Below are 15,546 nucleotides of genomic sequence, written 5' to 3' on the forward strand. Positions count from 1 at the left end.
GATTATATCAATGGCGTTTGCTGGGGAGGGTGTTGTGCCGACTTCGCTGCCGCCCTTCGATCTCGATCTGCTCCGCACCTTTGTGGCCATCGTCGACAATGGTGGCTTCACCCGAGCTGCCGAGCGGGTGGGGCGGACCCAGTCGACCGTGTCGTTGCAGATCAAGAAGCTGGAGGAAAACCTCAAGCGCCGCGTCTTTACGCGTGAACCGGGGCGTGAGCTGCAGCTCACGCCCGACGGCGAGATCCTCCTGACCTATGCGCGGCAGATCCTGCGCCTGGGTGACGAAGCCCGATCGCGGCTGATGGAGCCCGATGTTGCAGGGCGCGTCCGGCTCGGCACGCCTGAGGATTTCGCCACCGTGCACCTGCCGGAGGTGCTTGCCCGTTTCGCACGCGCCCATCCGCGCGTGGCGCTGGAAGTGAACTGCGACTTCACTGTCAACCTGCTCGATGGTTTCTCCAAAGGTCAGTACGACCTGGTGCTCTTCAAAAGAGAGCTTCAAAGCGGCGCCGGAGGGATCGGGGTCTGGAAGGAGGTGCTCGTGTGGGCCGGATCGCCCCGGCTGCTCCTCGATCGCAATGAACAGCTGCCGCTCGTCCTGGCGCCTGCGCCGGATGTCTACCGGAAGGCCGCACTCGGTGCGCTAGACCGTGCCGCTCGCCCCTGGCGGATTACCTATACGAGCCCCAGCCTTGCCGGGCTCCAGGCGGCGGTGAAAGCGGGCTTGGGCGTAACGGTTTTGCCCAAGGAGATGGTGTCCGCCGGGCTGCATATTCTTGGCGGAGAGCAGAGCCTGCCCGATCTGCCGGATAGCGAGATCGTTCTTTATCGGGCAGCAGGAACTCTCCCACGTGCCGCGGAGGCTCTCGCTCAGCACATCACGTCATCGCTGGAAAGTTCGGGGCAATCGATCCTCTAAAATCTGTGCCGATGTCACGGCATCGTCAAAGCCGATGCTTGTCATTGACGGAACTCATCGAAACGACATGGCGCGATCGGTTTCGGTCACCCATCTGGTTTCTCAGGACATGAACAAGGAGGATCGTCCGATGAAAGCGAAATGCCATGACAGCACTCGCAGTTCGTCCTGGAAGGGGAAGGTCGAGGTGGCCGGCTCGACCGGCAGGCGCGCGAGCGATGCGCTCAAACGTCTCATCACCGAGTATCGTGCCGCCAAGGACCGCCTCGCGCAGGGGATGGCACATGGCCACGCCGACTATTCCGTGCTGACGGCTCTCGCCAAGGAGGTGGGCCGGACTTCCAGGAAGCTGGCGGAAGAGATCGCACGGCGCCGACGCGAACGCGCTGGCCGGACCGTGGTTTTCAACCGCAGGCATGGATGCCGCCCGCTCGGCGTCGAGAGCTAACGAAGGGGTCAAGGAGCGACCGCAATGCGTATCGATGAGCGGCAGCGAGCGAAGTTAAACCGGGTTCTCGGTTATGGTGGCGTTGCCATAGTCGTTGTCTGGACCATCACCGCGATCGCGCTCTACGCCGCAACAAGTGCGCTGTCCGGATGGCTCGACGCCGCAACCTTCGGGAATACGGCCTGGACGGACTGGTCTGTATGGACAGGACAGGTCATCGGTGACGTCGGCGGTGTCGCTATCGCCATCCTCTGGCTGGCCGTAACGCTTGCCATCCTCGGCTTCATGACGGGGCTGCGCCGCCTGATCCGCGGCTAGACGACTTTCGAAGCCCTTGGCGAAAGCGCGAGGGCTTCATACTTTCAGACTTGGTTAGCCTGAAGTCCGGGCCCCTCTGGCGAGAGCTGTCGGTTCTCTCGCGATGTCGGACACGATCCCTCATCGTTTCCGGCCGGAGATCCGCCCGTGGACTTTGCATTCCTGTTCATCGACTGGCTCGGCAAGCCGCTCTGGATGTGGCTTGCCTTCATCTCGATCGTCATTGCACTTCTCGTCTTCGATCTCGGCATCCTTCACCGCGACAACCGCGAGATCGAGGTGCGCGAGAGCCTAGCCCTCTCCTCCATGTATATTGGCCTCGGCCTTGCCTTCGGCGTTTGGGTCTGGTGGCAGCTTGGGCCTGAATCCGGAATGAACTATCTGACCGGCTTTGTAGTCGAGAAGACGCTTGCGCTCGACAACGTCTTCGTCATTGCCCTGATTTTCTCCTTCTTCGCCGTGCCTCGCAAATATCAGCACCGGGTGCTCTTCTGGGGCATTCTGGGTGTGATCGTGCTGCGCGCCATCATGATCGGCCTCGGTACGACGCTGGTCTCGCAGTTCTCGTGGGTGCTCTACATCTTCGCCGCGTTCCTCGTGATCACCGGCATCAAGATGCTGTGGATCGGCGATAAGGAGCCGGAGATCGGCAACAACCCGCTCATCAACTTCATGCGACGGCGCTTCAACGTGACCGACGAGCACCACGGGCAGGACTTCTTCGTCAAGAAGCCGCATCCCGCAACGGGAAAGCTCGTCTGGTTCATGACGCCGCTCTTCATGGCGCTGGTCATGGTGGAGATCGCCGACGTGATCTTCGCGGTCGATTCGGTCCCGGCGATCTTCGCCATCACCACCGACCCGTTCATCGTCTACACGTCGAACATCTTTGCCATCCTCGGCCTGCGTGCGCTGTATTTCGCGCTCGCCGCCATGATCCATCGCTTCAAATACCTGAAGCCGGCGCTTGCGATCGTGCTGATCTTCATTGGCTCGAAGATCTTCATCGCGGACCTTCTAGGGTTGGAGAAGTTCCCCGCCGCGCTCTCGCTCGGTGTGACCTTCGCCATCATCGCCTCGGGCGTGATCTGGAGCCTGATCAAAACGCGCGGCAGCCAGGAGGCGCATAGTAATGGGGGATGACCGCGCAAAAGCTACTTTAGAGCGTCGTCACATTGCGGCGCCGGAATCGACTGATTGGCCTCCTAACTCAATGCTCGGCGACGTCCGCACCCTGCGCAGACTGTCGCCGCCCATCCGAAATAGAAAGAAAAGGAGACCGTTCCCATGGGGGACTTCATCGCTGCTCTGATATCCTTTTTCCTGATCGGCCCGCTCCAGAATGAGATTGCCGATGTTCTCACCGCCACGCGTGCGCCACAGGAGATCGTGGCACAGGTGACGGAGTGCGCCGCCGCCGCTGGTCCCGCTATCATTGATCGCGCGGTTGATGATCCCTGGTGGGCCGCTTCCAGTGCCCTCAGCGTCTGGGTCGGACTGGTCGAACCGACTGCCCTCCTCGTCGAGGCTGCACCGGGCTGCGATGCAGCAGTAAAGGCCGCGCAGCCATTCCTGATAGCGGAGGAATGATCAAGACCGCCGCCTGTACCAAAGTCATGAGCGGCTGCCTTAAGCCGCCTCATGCTGTGTCACCGAGTTGATTTCACAGCATTCGCTTGGGGTTTCACCCGATAAACGGTCTTGACCAGAACAGCTCCCATATTCGGAGTGGGATCAGTTAGAATGACAATCCTCAAGCCTTCACGCTCTCTCCAAACAACATCCATTCCATCCTTGATATCTGGCCGGATTGGGTTGAGAAGAACCCTTTCAAAAACATAGGGTAATCGCGGGGCGGTGATCACCGTTGCGGTTGCGATGCGTAGGCAGGGTGGTTGCCCCCCGATAGGTTGAAAAACGGGCTCACGATTGACACCGGGCCCAGCAACAAACGGGAGACAACCATGAAGCAGTTTATCGGCCTCGACGTATCTTTGAAAGACACATTTGTATCGGTGCGTGAAGACGGCGAACGGATCTGGCGCGGCAAATGCCCGTCTGATCCCAAATTGATAGCAGAGCTTGTCCGCAAGCGAGCTGCGAATGTGGAGCGTGTCGTGTTCGAGACGGGGCCTCTGTCTGTCTGGTTCTATCATGCGCTGAGACAGGAAGGATTGCCCGCTATCTGCATTGATGCCCGCCATGCCAAAGCGGCGCTCGATATGGCCCGAAACAAGACCGATGCGAATGATGCGGACGGCCTGGCGCATCTTGCGGAGGTTGGCTTTTACCGCGAGGTACGCGTGAAGAGCTTTGACAGCATGCTGACCCGCACGCTGATTGCGGCGCGCAATCAGCTGCTGAAGGCGACGACCCAGATGTTGAACCAAATCCGTGGTCTGATGAAGACGTTCGGCCTGATTGTTCCCAAGGGGGCTGGCCGTGTGTTCGAGGGCCATGTGCGCAGCCTGCTGGCGAGCAACGCAGGGCTCGAACAGATCCTCCTGCCGGTTCTTGAGGCCTGGCGAGGCATGCGCGCCCGCGCTGCAGAGTTGAGCAAGCAGCTCGTTGCATCCGCTCGCGCGAGCGAGCAATGCCAATTGCTTTCGTCGATTCCGGGGGTCGGCACGGTGACCGCCTCTTCGTTCGTTGCGGCAATCGAGGACCCGAAAAACTTTCGGAAGTCGCGTTCGGTTGGTGCTTGGGTCGGCTTGACGACCAGGCGTTACCAGTCGGGCGAAGTCGATTATGACGGTCATATATCCCGGCGCGGCGACAGTCATCTGCGCGGGCTGCTGTACGAGGCGGCAGTCGTGATCCTCACGCGCACCACGGCGGACAGCGCGCTGCGGATCTGGGGCCTCAAACTCAAGGAAAAGATCGGCTTCAAGCGCGCGGCCGTCGCGGTCGCGCGCAAGCTCGCTGTCATCATGCATACTATGCTTCGTACGGGTGAACTGTTCGACCGTTCGATCGCTGCCGAGGTCTGACATGAGCAATATGACAGCAAGGACCATTATCCGATAAGCTGAACTTCCCTATCGTTTGCGCCCATGCTGTGGGCGCGCCGATCCGTCCCTGTCGGGACGCGGACAGAATCATTCCGTTAATGAGGCTGCACCGCCATCATCTCAATGGCGCAGTGCGTCTAAAACATTGGAAGATTCCGGCCCACGAAGACCTATCCTGCGGCGGGCATGACTCGACCGCGTAAACGACCCTGTACCCGACAAACGGAATGACCGGCGCGGCCGAAGCTGAAGGCTCTGACAACTTCTCTCACTATATCACCTGCGATGACCTCATCGCAGATCGAAGATTTGTGTTCAAAATTATACTTGACCGGGGCGCGATTAAACGACCTCCTGGGATATACCGTCGTCAGCCATGCGAGCCTGAGCATGACGACTAACGGCCACATTGCCCAAGCCTTTGACATCATCATAGTAGTGTTTCATCGGCTATATTTCTCTTTAGAGCATCGGACTGCACAAATTTCCCGAACGAACCGGTAGCATCGACTGTCGTGGTCAATGTGTCCAACACTGGTCACAATCAGACCCTGGAGGGCTGTTCCTGAACTGAATTCATAGAAGGTATAAACCAATTCAATGTGGAGACGTCAGGCGCGATTCCAGCCAACCCGTGGCGACATGGCCCCGATCAGCAATCGGCGGCGATCGTCGCCGGCCAGCCTTTCTTGTGAGATCGATCAGCGATGACGGCAACCAAATTCAAACTTCCGGTAACTGGATCGACCGCGCCGCTTGTTCCTTGGCCCGTCATTACGCAATGGTCGACGTCGCCCGCCAGCGGCCATGAGACCCCGCACGGCATGTTGGTTGCCCAGGGATGCCGGGGCGGGAGCACCGAGTCTTGACGATCCTGCTCGTCGCGCTCGGTCTCGTGCTGCTCGCCGCGGGCGGCGAGGCGCTGGTGCGCGGCGCGGTGGGCGCGGCTCGCACACTCGGGGTGTCCCCGCTGCTTGTCGGTCTGACGCTCGTCGGCTTCGGCACTTCGATGCCCGAACTCGTCACCAGCCTGTTCGCCGCCTTCGAGCAGGCGCCGGGCATCGCCGTCGGCAACGTCGTGGGCTCGAATAGCGCCAACATCCTGCTCATCCTCGGGCTCACCGCGCTCGTCGCGCCGCTCGCCGTCAAGCCGGCCGCCTTCCGGCGCGACGGGCTGGCGCTGGTCGGCTCGACGATCGCCTGCGTCGCCGCCGTCCTCGTCGGCTTCCTCGACCGCTGGCTCGGCATCGCATTCGTCGCGCTGCTCGTCGGCTACATCGCTTGGGCCTACCGGAGCGAGCGGCGGCAACCCGACGCAGAGACCGAGATGCACGAGCACGTTGCGGCTGACGCGCCGGTGGGGCCCAAGTCTGTCCTGTTGTCGGTCGGCCTCGCGCTCGTCGGCATCGCGGTCACCGTCATCGGCGCGCGCATCCTCGTCGGCGCGGCGATCGATCTCGCCGCCGGCTTTGGCGTCAGCGACACGGTGGTCGGCCTGACCGTGGTCGCGATTGGCACTTCGCTCCCCGAACTCGTTGCGTGCGTGGTCGCCGCGCTCCGCCGCCACCCGGACGTGGCGCTTGGCAACATCGTCGGCTCCAACATCTACAACGTGCTCGGCATCCTCGGGCTCACCGCGGTGGTGCATCCGATCCCGGTCCCGCCGGAGATCGCTCACTTCGACGTCTGGGTGCTCGTCGGCGCCACTGCGCTCCTCGCGCTCTTCCTGCGCTCCGGCTGGACGCTGAAGCGCTGGGAGGGCGGCGTCTTCGTCGCGCTCTACGCCGGTTATGTCGGCTGGCTCGTCGCTACCGCCTGATGGAGAAGATGCCTGATGATCCGCAAGCTACCCGCCGAGGCCCTGCCGGGCGTTGCATTACTGGCCTCGGCGCTCGCGGCGATCGCCAAGCTGACGGTTTTGAGCTAACCTTAGCGCACCGACGACTAGGATTGAGACCATGAAGATCACGACGGAAGCACTCATCGATTCACCGATCGAGACCGTCTGGCGGGCCTTCAACGATCCCGCCGACATCGTGCAGTGGGACGCATCCGACGACTGGCGCACCACCTGGGCGTCGAACGACTTGCAGGTCGGCGGTCTGCTAAAGCTCCGCATCGAGCCCAGACACGACGGCACGAGTTTTGACTTCGCCGCAACCTACACCAGGCTCGAGCCGATGCGGGTGATCGAGTGGCGGACGGATGACGACCGCCATGTGCGTGTCGAGTTCGCAGAGACCGAGGCGGGCGTCGTCGTCCATCAAACGTTCGATGCCGAACCAACCCCATCCGTGGACGAGCAGCGCCAGGACTGGCAAGGCGTTCTCGACAACTTCGCTCGGCACGTCACCGCGATTGCTGGTTGACGGCAAGCCTACGTTGCACGCGGGGGGTCTCTGGCGGGTGTAGGGCGGCTTTACCGCGTCGTGATCCGAAAGCCGCCGTACCGCTCCACCCTCCTGCGGCGTCCGTTGTCGCAGAACTCCTAAGTTTTGCGACAAAATCGCCGGCGTTGAATTTTCAGGGGAATTTCTGTCGCAAAAGTCACGTGCAAAAGTCAAAGTTTCGCGACAGACATTTGCGACACTTCGCGGCCCGGATTCCGGGCCGCTGCGAACGTGGTGCAGGCTTTAGGATTACTGCGACAACGCCTACGCAGTTTGTCGGGTATCGGCTTCAAGATAACCAGCCAAGCCGTTCAGCAGCGCGTTCCACCCGTGCTTACGGCCTTCGACTCCGTCGCTTGGAGCGATCACACACATCTGTTCAGTGTAAGTAAGTCGTGTTCCGCCATTCTCGTCTCGAAACAAGATTGTGGCCAGCGAGACGGTATGGACGCGCCCGTTCACCGCCATCGAATAGGCCAGTACGATGCGTTCTCCTTCCTTGATCTCAAAATAGCGACCCTCGCTGTTGTGCTCGCCCATTGAATTGCGAAACCCGCTCCGCTCGACACGGAGCTGCTCGCGCTGGGCGCGCTAATTGAGGTCGAAGCCGTTGCCAAGCGACCATGACCGCAAAAGCCGCTGGCCATTTGCTGCCGCAAATATACAATGGGGGCATGCGATTTCGTCAGATTGAAGTTTTTCACGCCGTTTATATGCATGGTTCGATCAGTGCAGCGGCGCGGGCGCTGGGCGTGTCCCAACCCTCAGTTTCCAAAACCTTGCGACATGCCGAGGATAGTCTAGGGTGTTCACTGTTCCAACTTGTCCGGGGGCGGCTGGTGGCAACCGACGAGGCTCATGCGCTGATCCGTGAAGCTGGCGATATCTTTGACCGTCTGGCGTCACTGCAGCAGACCGCGCGCAATCTTTCGCAAACGGGAGGGGGGCATATCCGCCTAGGTACCGTACCCAGTCTCGCGCTCGACGTCCTGCCGCAGGCGATGGCACAATTTCGACGCGACTGGCCTCGCGTGACCTTTGAGGTGCATACCTATCATCATGACGATCTGGTACGGTCGCTGATCGAACGCGAAACCGACGTTGCGATTGCCTATACCCCGCCGCCCCACCCCCGGCTGACCAGTGCTCCGCTGGCAGAAGGCGAGCTCGTCGTTTTCGCCCCTGCCAATACGTTCGGCAATGTGGATGGCCGGCTACCGCTCGAACGGCTTGCAGACCGCGATCTGATCGGAGTTGCGGCAACGGGACCGATCGGGGACGTGCTCACCCGGGCCGTGCAAAGCGGTGGCATTACTTACCGCGAAGCCGTGTCGGTGCAGACCTTCTTTATCGCGGCTAGGCTTGCGCAGCTCGAAGGTGGGGTCACTGTCATCGATGAATTTACCGCGCGCGCATCGCAGACGCGCGATTTTACCTGGTTTCGAAGCGATCCTGCCCTCGATTTCACCGTCTCGTGGGTCACGCTGGAAGATCGCCCGCCCTCAAAAATCGTGGGACAATTTCTTCGAACATTTGGCGATGTTCTCGAGGCGGTGCGTGCCGTCACATCATAGCTTGAGGCTATGTCTGTAACAAAGGTTGCTGGTTTGCGACCGTCCGGGTTTCGATCATGTTTTTGGGAAAGGTGCGCCGCTGAGCCAGCGGCCGGTTTTCTGGAGACGGACTCGATAGATGCACGTGGAATTTCGCCTTGACGAATCCTTGGCGACGACCCGGCGGGAAGTCATCGTGATCGGTGCAGGGGTGGTCGGTATGGCCACCGCGCTGACGCTGGTCGATCGGGGACATCGCGTAACGGTTATCGACTCCGCTACCGAGCCTGGTCGCGGAACGTCTTTCGCCAACGGGGCGCAGCTAAGCTATGCCTATACGGACGCATTGGCGAGCCCGTCGACGCTCGCGCAGTTTCCAGGATTGCTGCTTTCGCGCAACCCGGCCTTTCGCTTCTCGCCGCGGCTCGATCTTGATTTCATGCGCTGGACTCTCGCTTTCCTGCGAAACGGCAGCGCCGACCGTTTTCGTCGCAATACGCTCGAGGGGTTGGCCCTCGCGGCCCAGTCACGTCGTGCGCTTCATGCGCTTGTGCATCGCCATGCCATCGACTTTTCGCATGACACACCGGGCAAGATCATCATCTATCGATCGACAAAGGGCTTCTCAGCAGCGCAAACGCTGGTCGCAGACAAGATGGCGGCTGGTGCCGAACAGACCATCCTCGATGCCGACCGCGCAGTCGCTATCGAACCGGCGCTCGAATCGATCCGTTCCTCGATCGTCGGGGCGATTCACACCGCAGGTGAGGAGGTCGGCGATCCCCATCGCTTCTGTACGGGGGCGCAGGCGGCGCTGGCGCGGGGCGGCGGCTTTGCCAGCCTCTATGATACCGTCATCGACCGGATTGACGCGTGCGGGCGCCGCCCAGCGGTGCTGATTGCCGGGGGGCAGCGGATCGAGGCCGATCAGGTCGTTCTTTGCGCTGGCATGGCGTCGGTGGGCCTCGCGCAAGGCGTGGGCGTCCGCTTGCCGGTCATGCCGATGAAAGGCTATTCGATCACGGCACGGCTGGGTGAAGAGGCGCCGCGTGTGAGCATTACAGATTCGGCCAATCGCGTCGTTTTCGCGCGGCTCGGCGACAAGATGCGAATCGCCGGCCTTGCCGACCTCGGTCGCCGTGACACCGCGATCGAGCCATCGCGCCTTGCTGCGCTTGTGAGCAGCGCGCGCGCCGCGCTGCCGGGCGCTGCGGACTATGACCGGATCGACTCAAACTGGACGGGTTTGCGGCCGATGACGCCCGACTCGCTTCCTATCACCCGTCCTATCGCGCCCGGAGTGATTGCCAACACGGGACATGGGGCGCTCGGCTGGACTTACGCCGCGGGTTCCGCCGAGCGCGTTGCCGCCATCATTGAAACCGGAAGTTGAACAGCGATGGAGCGAAACGAATAAGAACGGCCGGATAAGGGCGCCGACCCGCCGTTTCGATCAATCCACCGGCGTGGGAACGGCGGGGCCTCGGAACAGAATATGACAAAAGGTCGTCCAGCGAGACGACGAAGGGAGCGGGTTGCAAAAAGATGGAACAGATCAAGGAAACTTCACAACCGGCGCCCCGGTCGACACGTGCGTCGTCCGGGATACTGACCCGTTGGTGGTTTGGTGTCGCGCTGTGGAAGCGTATCCTGGCCGCGCTCGTACTCGGCGCGTTGCTGGGGTTCGTCTGGGGGGAAGGGGCGACCTCGATTGCGTGGGTTGGCGAACTGTTCGTGCGGTTGATCCGCATGCTGGTGATCCCGCTGGTCTTTTTGACGATCGCCTCGGGTGTCGCGGCGCTGGCTGATCCCAAGCGGTTGGGCAGCATTGGTGTGAAGACGCTCGGCATGTATGTTCTTACCACCGCGCTCGCAGTGACGACCGGCCTTGTGGTCGCGACCCTCATCGCGCCGGGGGCAGGAGCGAGCTTTGCTGGCGCGGTGCCGCGGGCGGTAGCCGAGCCGCAGGACACGGCCCGCATGTTCATGGAGATCGTGCCCGACAATCCGATCGGTGCGATGGCGAACGGCGCGACGCTATCGGTGATTTTCTTCGCCGTCCTTGTCGGCGCCGGGGTCATCGCCGCGGGCAAGGAGGCCGAGCCGGTGCGCCGCCTGCTGGCGAGCGCCGCCGAAGTGATGCTGCGTATCGTCGGTTTCGTCATGGAAACCGCACCTTTCGGTGTATTCGCACTGATCGCGGTCGTCATGGGTACCACCGGTCCGGCAAGTTTTCTTGCCGTGCTCAAGCTCGGGCTATGCGTCATCGTGGGATCGGCGATCGTCACGCTGGTCATCCATGGCGGCATCGTGGTGCGGCTGCTTGCCTGGTTGCCGCCGCTTCCTTTCTTTCGCGGTATTGCCGACGCGATCATGGTCGGCTTTTCGACCTCGTCGTCGAGCGCGACGTTGCCCGTCGCGATCCGCGTCGCCGAGCGCAACTTGGGCGTTTCGCCCCCCGTCGCCTCGACGGTGCTGCCGCTGGGCGCCACTATCGGAATGGACGGCGCCGCCATGTATGTCGCCATGCTCACCCTGTTCGCTGCGCAGGCTTTCGGGGTCGATCTGAGCTTCGCCGATTATCTGGTGATCGCCGGGACGACGACGATCGTCGCGATGGGGGTCGCTCCGGTCCCTTCGGGGTCACTCTTCGTGCTCGCCGCGGTGCTTCATGCGATCGGCATCACGCCCGCGCAGACGGCGATCGTCGTCGGCTTCATCCTGCCGTTCGATCGCATCCTCGACATGATCCGTACCATTCCCAACGTCACGTCCGACCTGTCTATCGCTGTCGCTGTCGCGCGCTGGGAAAAAGAGATGGACGTGCGCGAATATCTCTCCGCCAACGACGAATGAGTTTGCTATGCTCTTGCGCCGCTCGATCGCCGCCGCCGAGCTAGTCACCTGAATCTGAAGTTCGGCTCATTGTTTTTTGGCAGAAGCGTTTAACGGCGGCGAGTATTTCGTCGGCTGATTTGACCCATTTGTAGGGTTTGGGATTTTCGTTGTGAGCGGCGATGAAGGCGGTGATATCGGCCTCGAGTTCCGCCGTGGATCGGTGGACGCCGCGTTGCAGCTGCTTGAGCGGCATCATCTTCGTCAATCGCAATGGGCTGAGGTGGCGAGATGCGCCGAGAGAATATGGCCCGGCAAAGACGCTCTACAATCGCTGGAAGCGGTGGAGCGACAAGGGCATCTTCATCCGGATGATGGAAGGCCTGGCGACACCTCAGGCTCCCGATCGCAAGACGATCATGATCGACGCGACTTATTTGAAGGCCCACCGCACGGCGTCGAGCCTTGGAGTAAAAAAGGGGGCCGGGACGCCTGATCGGCCGCACGAAGGCCGGTATGAACACCAAGCTTCATGCCGTAACCGATGCAAATGTCCGCCCGATCAGCTTCTTCATGACCGCCAGGCAGGTCAGCGATTACACCGGCGCAGCTGCTTTGCTCGACAGTCTGCCCAAAGCGCAATGGATGCTCGCCGACCGGGGCTATGATGCCGACTGGTTCCGCGATGCCTTGCAGAAAAAGGGCATCACGCCCTGCATCCCGGGCCGGAAAATACGGAACAAGACCGTAAAATACGACAAGCGTAGTTACAAACGCCGCAATCGCATCGAGATCATGTTCGGCCGCCTCAAGGACTGGCGGCGCGTCGCCACACGCTACGATCGGTGCCCGAAGGCCTTCTTCTCCGCCATAGCCCTCGCCGCAACCGTCATCTTCTGGCTCTGATCAATGAGTCCTGACCCTAGGCCAGGAGCAGGAGGATCGTCTCAAGGTGCGGCAACGACTGGCCGCTCAGGATGCGATTCTCGAAATAAATGCCAGTGCCGAGCACGCGATAAACGCGTCCGGTCAAAGCGTAGGCTAGGCTATAAACCGAATGATCAAGGCGGGAAGTTCCGGTAATCAGCTAAATCTCTGGACCGGTCAAAAGCGCCATACTTGGGCTAATATTTACGCGCACAATGGACGCATTGGTTTTGAGGCCAGTATCCCTCCACTGCACTGGCATCGGCAGTGGGGTGTTGAAGTTTCCCGCGTGTTCCCCGCCATCATCACGAGCGCGCTAATAGGTCAGCCCCTATGTAAGCTCATCGAACATCCATTTTTGCAAGGATCGACCGAAATCACGGATGCGGAAAATGATTTTGGAATTCAAACCATCATTTCCGTATCGGACCCTGTTCGCGCGATCAAGTGGGAGGATTTGATTGCAGCTGCGCCATAATCGGGAGTTCGGGACGAAACCGGTTTATGTCAATCATATCCAGATGTCCGGACTGAACACATGTCATACTCGGATCGAACATTGCCGAAGCTGGATCTTCCTCGTGAGGAGTGGTCACCGAGACAGATCGCCCGCTCCGACGATGACGGACAACAGATGGCTTGTAAGCGCAGCCGCGCTCCTTCGATAGGCGATCTCTCCCCAATCATCCCAACGGTGCACCCGCTCGGCGAGCCAGGCGAAGAGGTCATCGCGCGATCTTGCACCGGCGAAGGATTGCGACCAGACGATATTGCGCGTCGGCATCCGAGCGCCAACCGTAAGCCCGGTCAACGTCACCAGGTATCGCCTTCCCAGATTTTCGCGCGCAAACAGATGGCGACGAAACCCAACCTGCTGCTCAAAGGTCATCAGCGCCCGCTCTCGTGCCTCGGCGTCGAGCCCCTTGTTCGCACTGACCGCCGCCACAACCGCCGACATTGGCAAACGCTCGAATCCCGGCTCGCGCGTGGCCCGCAGCATCATGAGGACCGACTTCCCCAATGAGCTCAGCCCCCCATCGAAGACGTTCCTCCCCTCCGATGTCTCGACCATACCGATGCTGGCGAGCCAGCACTGATAGAATCGCCAGAACATCATGTCCCCGCCGAAAACATCGTGGTTGCTCTCCGTGCCAAACCAGCTCGCGTTGATCGCGGTCATGACCCTCAGCATCAGTTCATGCTGTTCAGGTGCGAAGTGGACCGGGGGGAAGCCAAGTTCTCCTTCCCAGAAGGCGTCCCTGACGCTCGACCAATGGCGTCCCGCTGCATCCTCGTAGCCGCGCGGATTGGCTCGAAGCCACCAACCCCACGGGAGGTCGCCGGCGTGGCGATCAAAGTCGGCCACGGCCACCTCCGCGACGGGGATCGAGACCGATCGGCGGCGGCTGGTCGTCGCGCTGTGGCGCTGCGTCCCCCTCCGCGATCGCGCGCAGTTGAGCAGCGAGCGCGACCGTTTCCCGGACAACATAGGCATCGTCGCGATAGGTCCGTGCGAGTTCCGATGACTTAGGCCTGGAGGAAATCTGCGCATGTCTGGGAATGAGATCGTACGCATGATCGCAACTGAAGCCGAACCACCATGCGTGCGGGTCTTCGACCCGGTGATCGGTAGCGTGCGCTACCGGATGGTAGGCCGCCGGGCGTAATGTCACGTGGCAGATGCGGCGCGCCTCGACGGCTAAACGACGCGCCGGACTCGGCCCTTCCTCGCACAGTCGTGAATAGGTCAAACCGCCATGCACCTCGATCCCGATGTCCGACGGAACTGCGCCATTATCCCAGCCCCAGAGTGGGTGGTTGTGGGGAATGCCGACATATCCGGACAGAAAACCATCGTCCGTGTCACGCAACATGATGCAGTCATAGCCACTCGCCTCGTCGCGCCAGCTGACCTTGTCCGCCTCTCCGAGCCACGGACCCTTGCCACCGGGCCGCGGTGCCTGATCGTAGAATATTTCTTCCGCGGGGACGACGCCCGCGCGGGTCGCATAAGCGCGACCGGTTACGAGAACGACGCCGCCCTCTCGCATGACATCGCCTCCGTCGCCGATCAGCTTCGCCACAGCGAGGTCGGAGCCGAGGATCGGCAGCAGTGTGCCGTCCGTGGCGGGCGCAACGGCAACCGTGGCTGCCTTTCGCATGACGGTCGTCTTGCGCCGCCCAGCGGGCACTATCGCCTTGGACGTGGTAGTTTTAGCCATGTCTTCTCTCCAGCTTGATCTGCGGAACGGATGCTGATCGCTTCCGGCTACGCGTCATGGTGCTGCCCCGGTCGGTACACGGGCGCGTCTCGTTCCCGGACGTCGGCACGCGATGATCGGTCCAGCGCCCCGAGGCTTCCCTGCCGACTGCATTGCCCAGCTGCGAGGGCGGGAACGGTACGCTGACTACGGTTCATGCGATGCTTTGTAAGATTATTAGTTACAATATTGTTCGATATATCCGAAAACGACTAGAGTCAACCGGCCGGACGAAGTCGTTCGTTTGACCGAACGCTCGTTGATTTCTATGGGGTTGCTCTAATGTTAAGTTGTGTCGAAGGAGGTCATGGACATGTCGTTGGCGATGAGGCTGCAGAACCTTCGCACGGCAAAGCAGCAATCGCTTCAAACAGTAGCTGACGCCATCGGCGCGTCGAAGGCGCATATCTGGGAGCTTGAGAAAGGCACCGCCACAAATCCGTCGATCGAACTTGTCCGAAAGCTCGCCAATCACTTTGAGGTATCTATCGCAAGCCTTGTCGGTGAGAAGCCGGACGAAGATAGCGATGACGAGCATTTGCTCGTCATGTACCGTGATCTGAAATCTCTCGACCCCCAAGATCGCCTGGTCCTTGGGGATATCATCAAAGGCATGCAGAAGCGCCGCTCTGGGGGGTAGCGGAGCGGGCGCTCTCAGCACTGGTCTGAAGGCCCGACCCATACCCTCTTGGTTGTTACCGGCGCCACGTCCGCAGCAAAGGAGTTCGGCGCGGTCGGCGCTTTGGTCGATTCGGCTATTGCCGGTTCAGTCAGTCGGTCTTGGGGCGAATATTCGCATAGCGGATATTCGGCTCGATCGATCGAGGATGTTCAAGAAATTGGTAAGCTAACCGCGCTAAATTTCTTCCCATGAAATGGTT

At 60.9% G+C, this 15,546-nt stretch carries 16 protein-coding genes and 2 pseudogenes; 14 read left to right on the forward strand and 4 right to left on the reverse strand.

Going from position 1 to position 15,546, the window contains the following annotated elements; genetic code table 11:
- Positions 1-34 precede the first annotated feature (34 nt).
- From CDQ92_RS01860 to CDQ92_RS01895, 8 genes are all read left to right on the forward strand, one after another.
- Complete coding sequence (locus CDQ92_RS01860; RefSeq protein ID WP_229667659.1) at positions 35-922, forward strand: LysR substrate-binding domain-containing protein; 888 nt, start codon at positions 35-37, stop codon at positions 920-922.
- Positions 923-989: 67 nt separating this feature from the next.
- Complete coding sequence (locus CDQ92_RS01865) at positions 990-1,370, forward strand: hypothetical protein (RefSeq protein ID WP_088439566.1); 381 nt, start codon at positions 990-992, stop codon at positions 1,368-1,370.
- Positions 1,371-1,394: 24 nt separating this feature from the next.
- Positions 1,395-1,688 carry a hypothetical protein gene (locus CDQ92_RS01870; RefSeq protein WP_088439568.1) on the forward strand — a complete coding sequence of 98 codons (294 nt, stop codon included), beginning with the start codon at positions 1,395-1,397 and terminating at the stop codon, positions 1,686-1,688.
- Between the two features lie 195 nt (positions 1,689-1,883).
- Positions 1,884-2,831 carry a TerC family protein gene (locus CDQ92_RS01875; RefSeq protein ID WP_201792033.1) on the forward strand — a complete coding sequence of 316 codons (948 nt, stop codon included), beginning with the start codon at positions 1,884-1,886 and terminating at the stop codon, positions 2,829-2,831.
- Positions 2,832-2,975: 144 nt separating this feature from the next.
- A complete protein-coding gene (locus CDQ92_RS01880) occupies positions 2,976-3,278 on the forward strand; it encodes a hypothetical protein (protein ID WP_088439572.1) in 303 nt (100 codons plus the stop codon).
- A gap of 374 nt (positions 3,279-3,652) precedes the next feature.
- Positions 3,653-4,678: an IS110 family RNA-guided transposase gene (locus CDQ92_RS01885; RefSeq protein WP_088439574.1), complete on the forward strand. Its 1,026-nt coding sequence runs from the start codon at positions 3,653-3,655 to the stop codon at positions 4,676-4,678.
- An 886-nt stretch (positions 4,679-5,564) separates the two neighbouring features.
- The gene (locus tag CDQ92_RS01890; RefSeq protein WP_088439576.1) at positions 5,565-6,518 is read left to right on the forward strand and encodes a calcium/sodium antiporter; all 954 of its coding nucleotides are present in this window, start codon (positions 5,565-5,567) and stop codon (positions 6,516-6,518) included.
- A 139-nt stretch (positions 6,519-6,657) separates the two neighbouring features.
- On the forward strand, positions 6,658-7,068 hold the full coding sequence (locus CDQ92_RS01895) for an SRPBCC domain-containing protein (protein ID WP_088439578.1): 411 nt from the start codon (positions 6,658-6,660) through the stop codon (positions 7,066-7,068).
- Positions 7,069-7,353: 285 nt separating this feature from the next.
- Here CDQ92_RS01895 and CDQ92_RS01900 read toward each other — a convergent pair whose 3' ends face one another.
- Positions 7,354-7,629, reverse strand: coding sequence for an SRPBCC domain-containing protein (locus CDQ92_RS01900; RefSeq protein ID WP_088439580.1), 276 nt, complete (start codon positions 7,627-7,629; stop codon positions 7,354-7,356).
- Between the two features lie 83 nt (positions 7,630-7,712).
- On the opposite strand from CDQ92_RS01900, the gene CDQ92_RS01905 reads away from it, so the two are divergent.
- The 3 genes from CDQ92_RS01905 (at position 7,713) to CDQ92_RS01915 (ending at position 11,498) form a co-directional block, all read left to right on the forward strand.
- Positions 7,713-8,663 carry a LysR family transcriptional regulator gene (locus CDQ92_RS01905; RefSeq protein WP_088439582.1) on the forward strand — a complete coding sequence of 317 codons (951 nt, stop codon included), beginning with the start codon at positions 7,713-7,715 and terminating at the stop codon, positions 8,661-8,663.
- Between the two features lie 118 nt (positions 8,664-8,781).
- Positions 8,782-10,035 carry an FAD-dependent oxidoreductase gene (locus CDQ92_RS01910; RefSeq protein WP_088439584.1) on the forward strand — a complete coding sequence of 418 codons (1,254 nt, stop codon included), beginning with the start codon at positions 8,782-8,784 and terminating at the stop codon, positions 10,033-10,035.
- A gap of 152 nt (positions 10,036-10,187) precedes the next feature.
- Positions 10,188-11,498, forward strand: a complete 1,311-nt coding sequence (locus CDQ92_RS01915; RefSeq protein ID WP_088439586.1) for a dicarboxylate/amino acid:cation symporter — start codon at positions 10,188-10,190, stop codon at positions 11,496-11,498.
- Between the two features lie 40 nt (positions 11,499-11,538).
- Here the strand turns inward: CDQ92_RS01915 and CDQ92_RS01920 are convergent.
- Positions 11,539-11,724, reverse strand: a pseudogene (locus tag CDQ92_RS01920) (IS630 family transposase); the annotation flags it as partial.
- Between CDQ92_RS01920 and CDQ92_RS01925 the strand changes: the two are divergent.
- Together CDQ92_RS01925 and CDQ92_RS20720 are read left to right on the forward strand one after the other, a co-directional pair.
- Positions 11,723-12,383, forward strand: a pseudogene (locus CDQ92_RS01925) (IS5 family transposase); the annotation flags it as partial. The pseudogenes CDQ92_RS01920 and CDQ92_RS01925 sit on opposite strands and share 2 nt — an antisense overlap.
- Before the next feature lie 151 nt (positions 12,384-12,534).
- Entirely contained in the window at positions 12,535-12,882 is a 348-nt protein-coding gene (locus CDQ92_RS20720; protein WP_144035670.1) for a hypothetical protein, read from the forward strand.
- Between the two features lie 114 nt (positions 12,883-12,996).
- On the opposite strand, the gene CDQ92_RS01930 is transcribed toward CDQ92_RS20720, so the two are convergent.
- Together CDQ92_RS01930 and CDQ92_RS01935 are read right to left on the reverse strand one after the other, a co-directional pair.
- Positions 12,997-13,770, reverse strand: a complete 774-nt coding sequence (locus tag CDQ92_RS01930) for a hypothetical protein (protein ID WP_088440518.1) — start codon at positions 13,768-13,770, stop codon at positions 12,997-12,999.
- Positions 13,757-14,626, reverse strand: coding sequence for a hypothetical protein (locus CDQ92_RS01935; RefSeq protein WP_088439588.1), 870 nt, complete (start codon positions 14,624-14,626; stop codon positions 13,757-13,759). Before CDQ92_RS01935 ends, CDQ92_RS01930 begins: the two co-directional genes overlap by 14 nt.
- Before the next feature lie 346 nt (positions 14,627-14,972).
- Here CDQ92_RS01935 and CDQ92_RS01940 point away from each other — a divergent pair, with 346 nt between their 5' ends.
- A complete protein-coding gene (locus CDQ92_RS01940; RefSeq protein ID WP_088440519.1) occupies positions 14,973-15,305 on the forward strand; it encodes a helix-turn-helix domain-containing protein in 333 nt (110 codons plus the stop codon).
- Positions 15,306-15,546 lie beyond the last annotated feature (241 nt).

It is taken from the genome of Sphingopyxis bauzanensis (assembly GCF_002205675.1).
Taxonomy (GTDB): Bacteria; Pseudomonadota; Alphaproteobacteria; order Sphingomonadales; family Sphingomonadaceae; genus Sphingopyxis; species Sphingopyxis bauzanensis.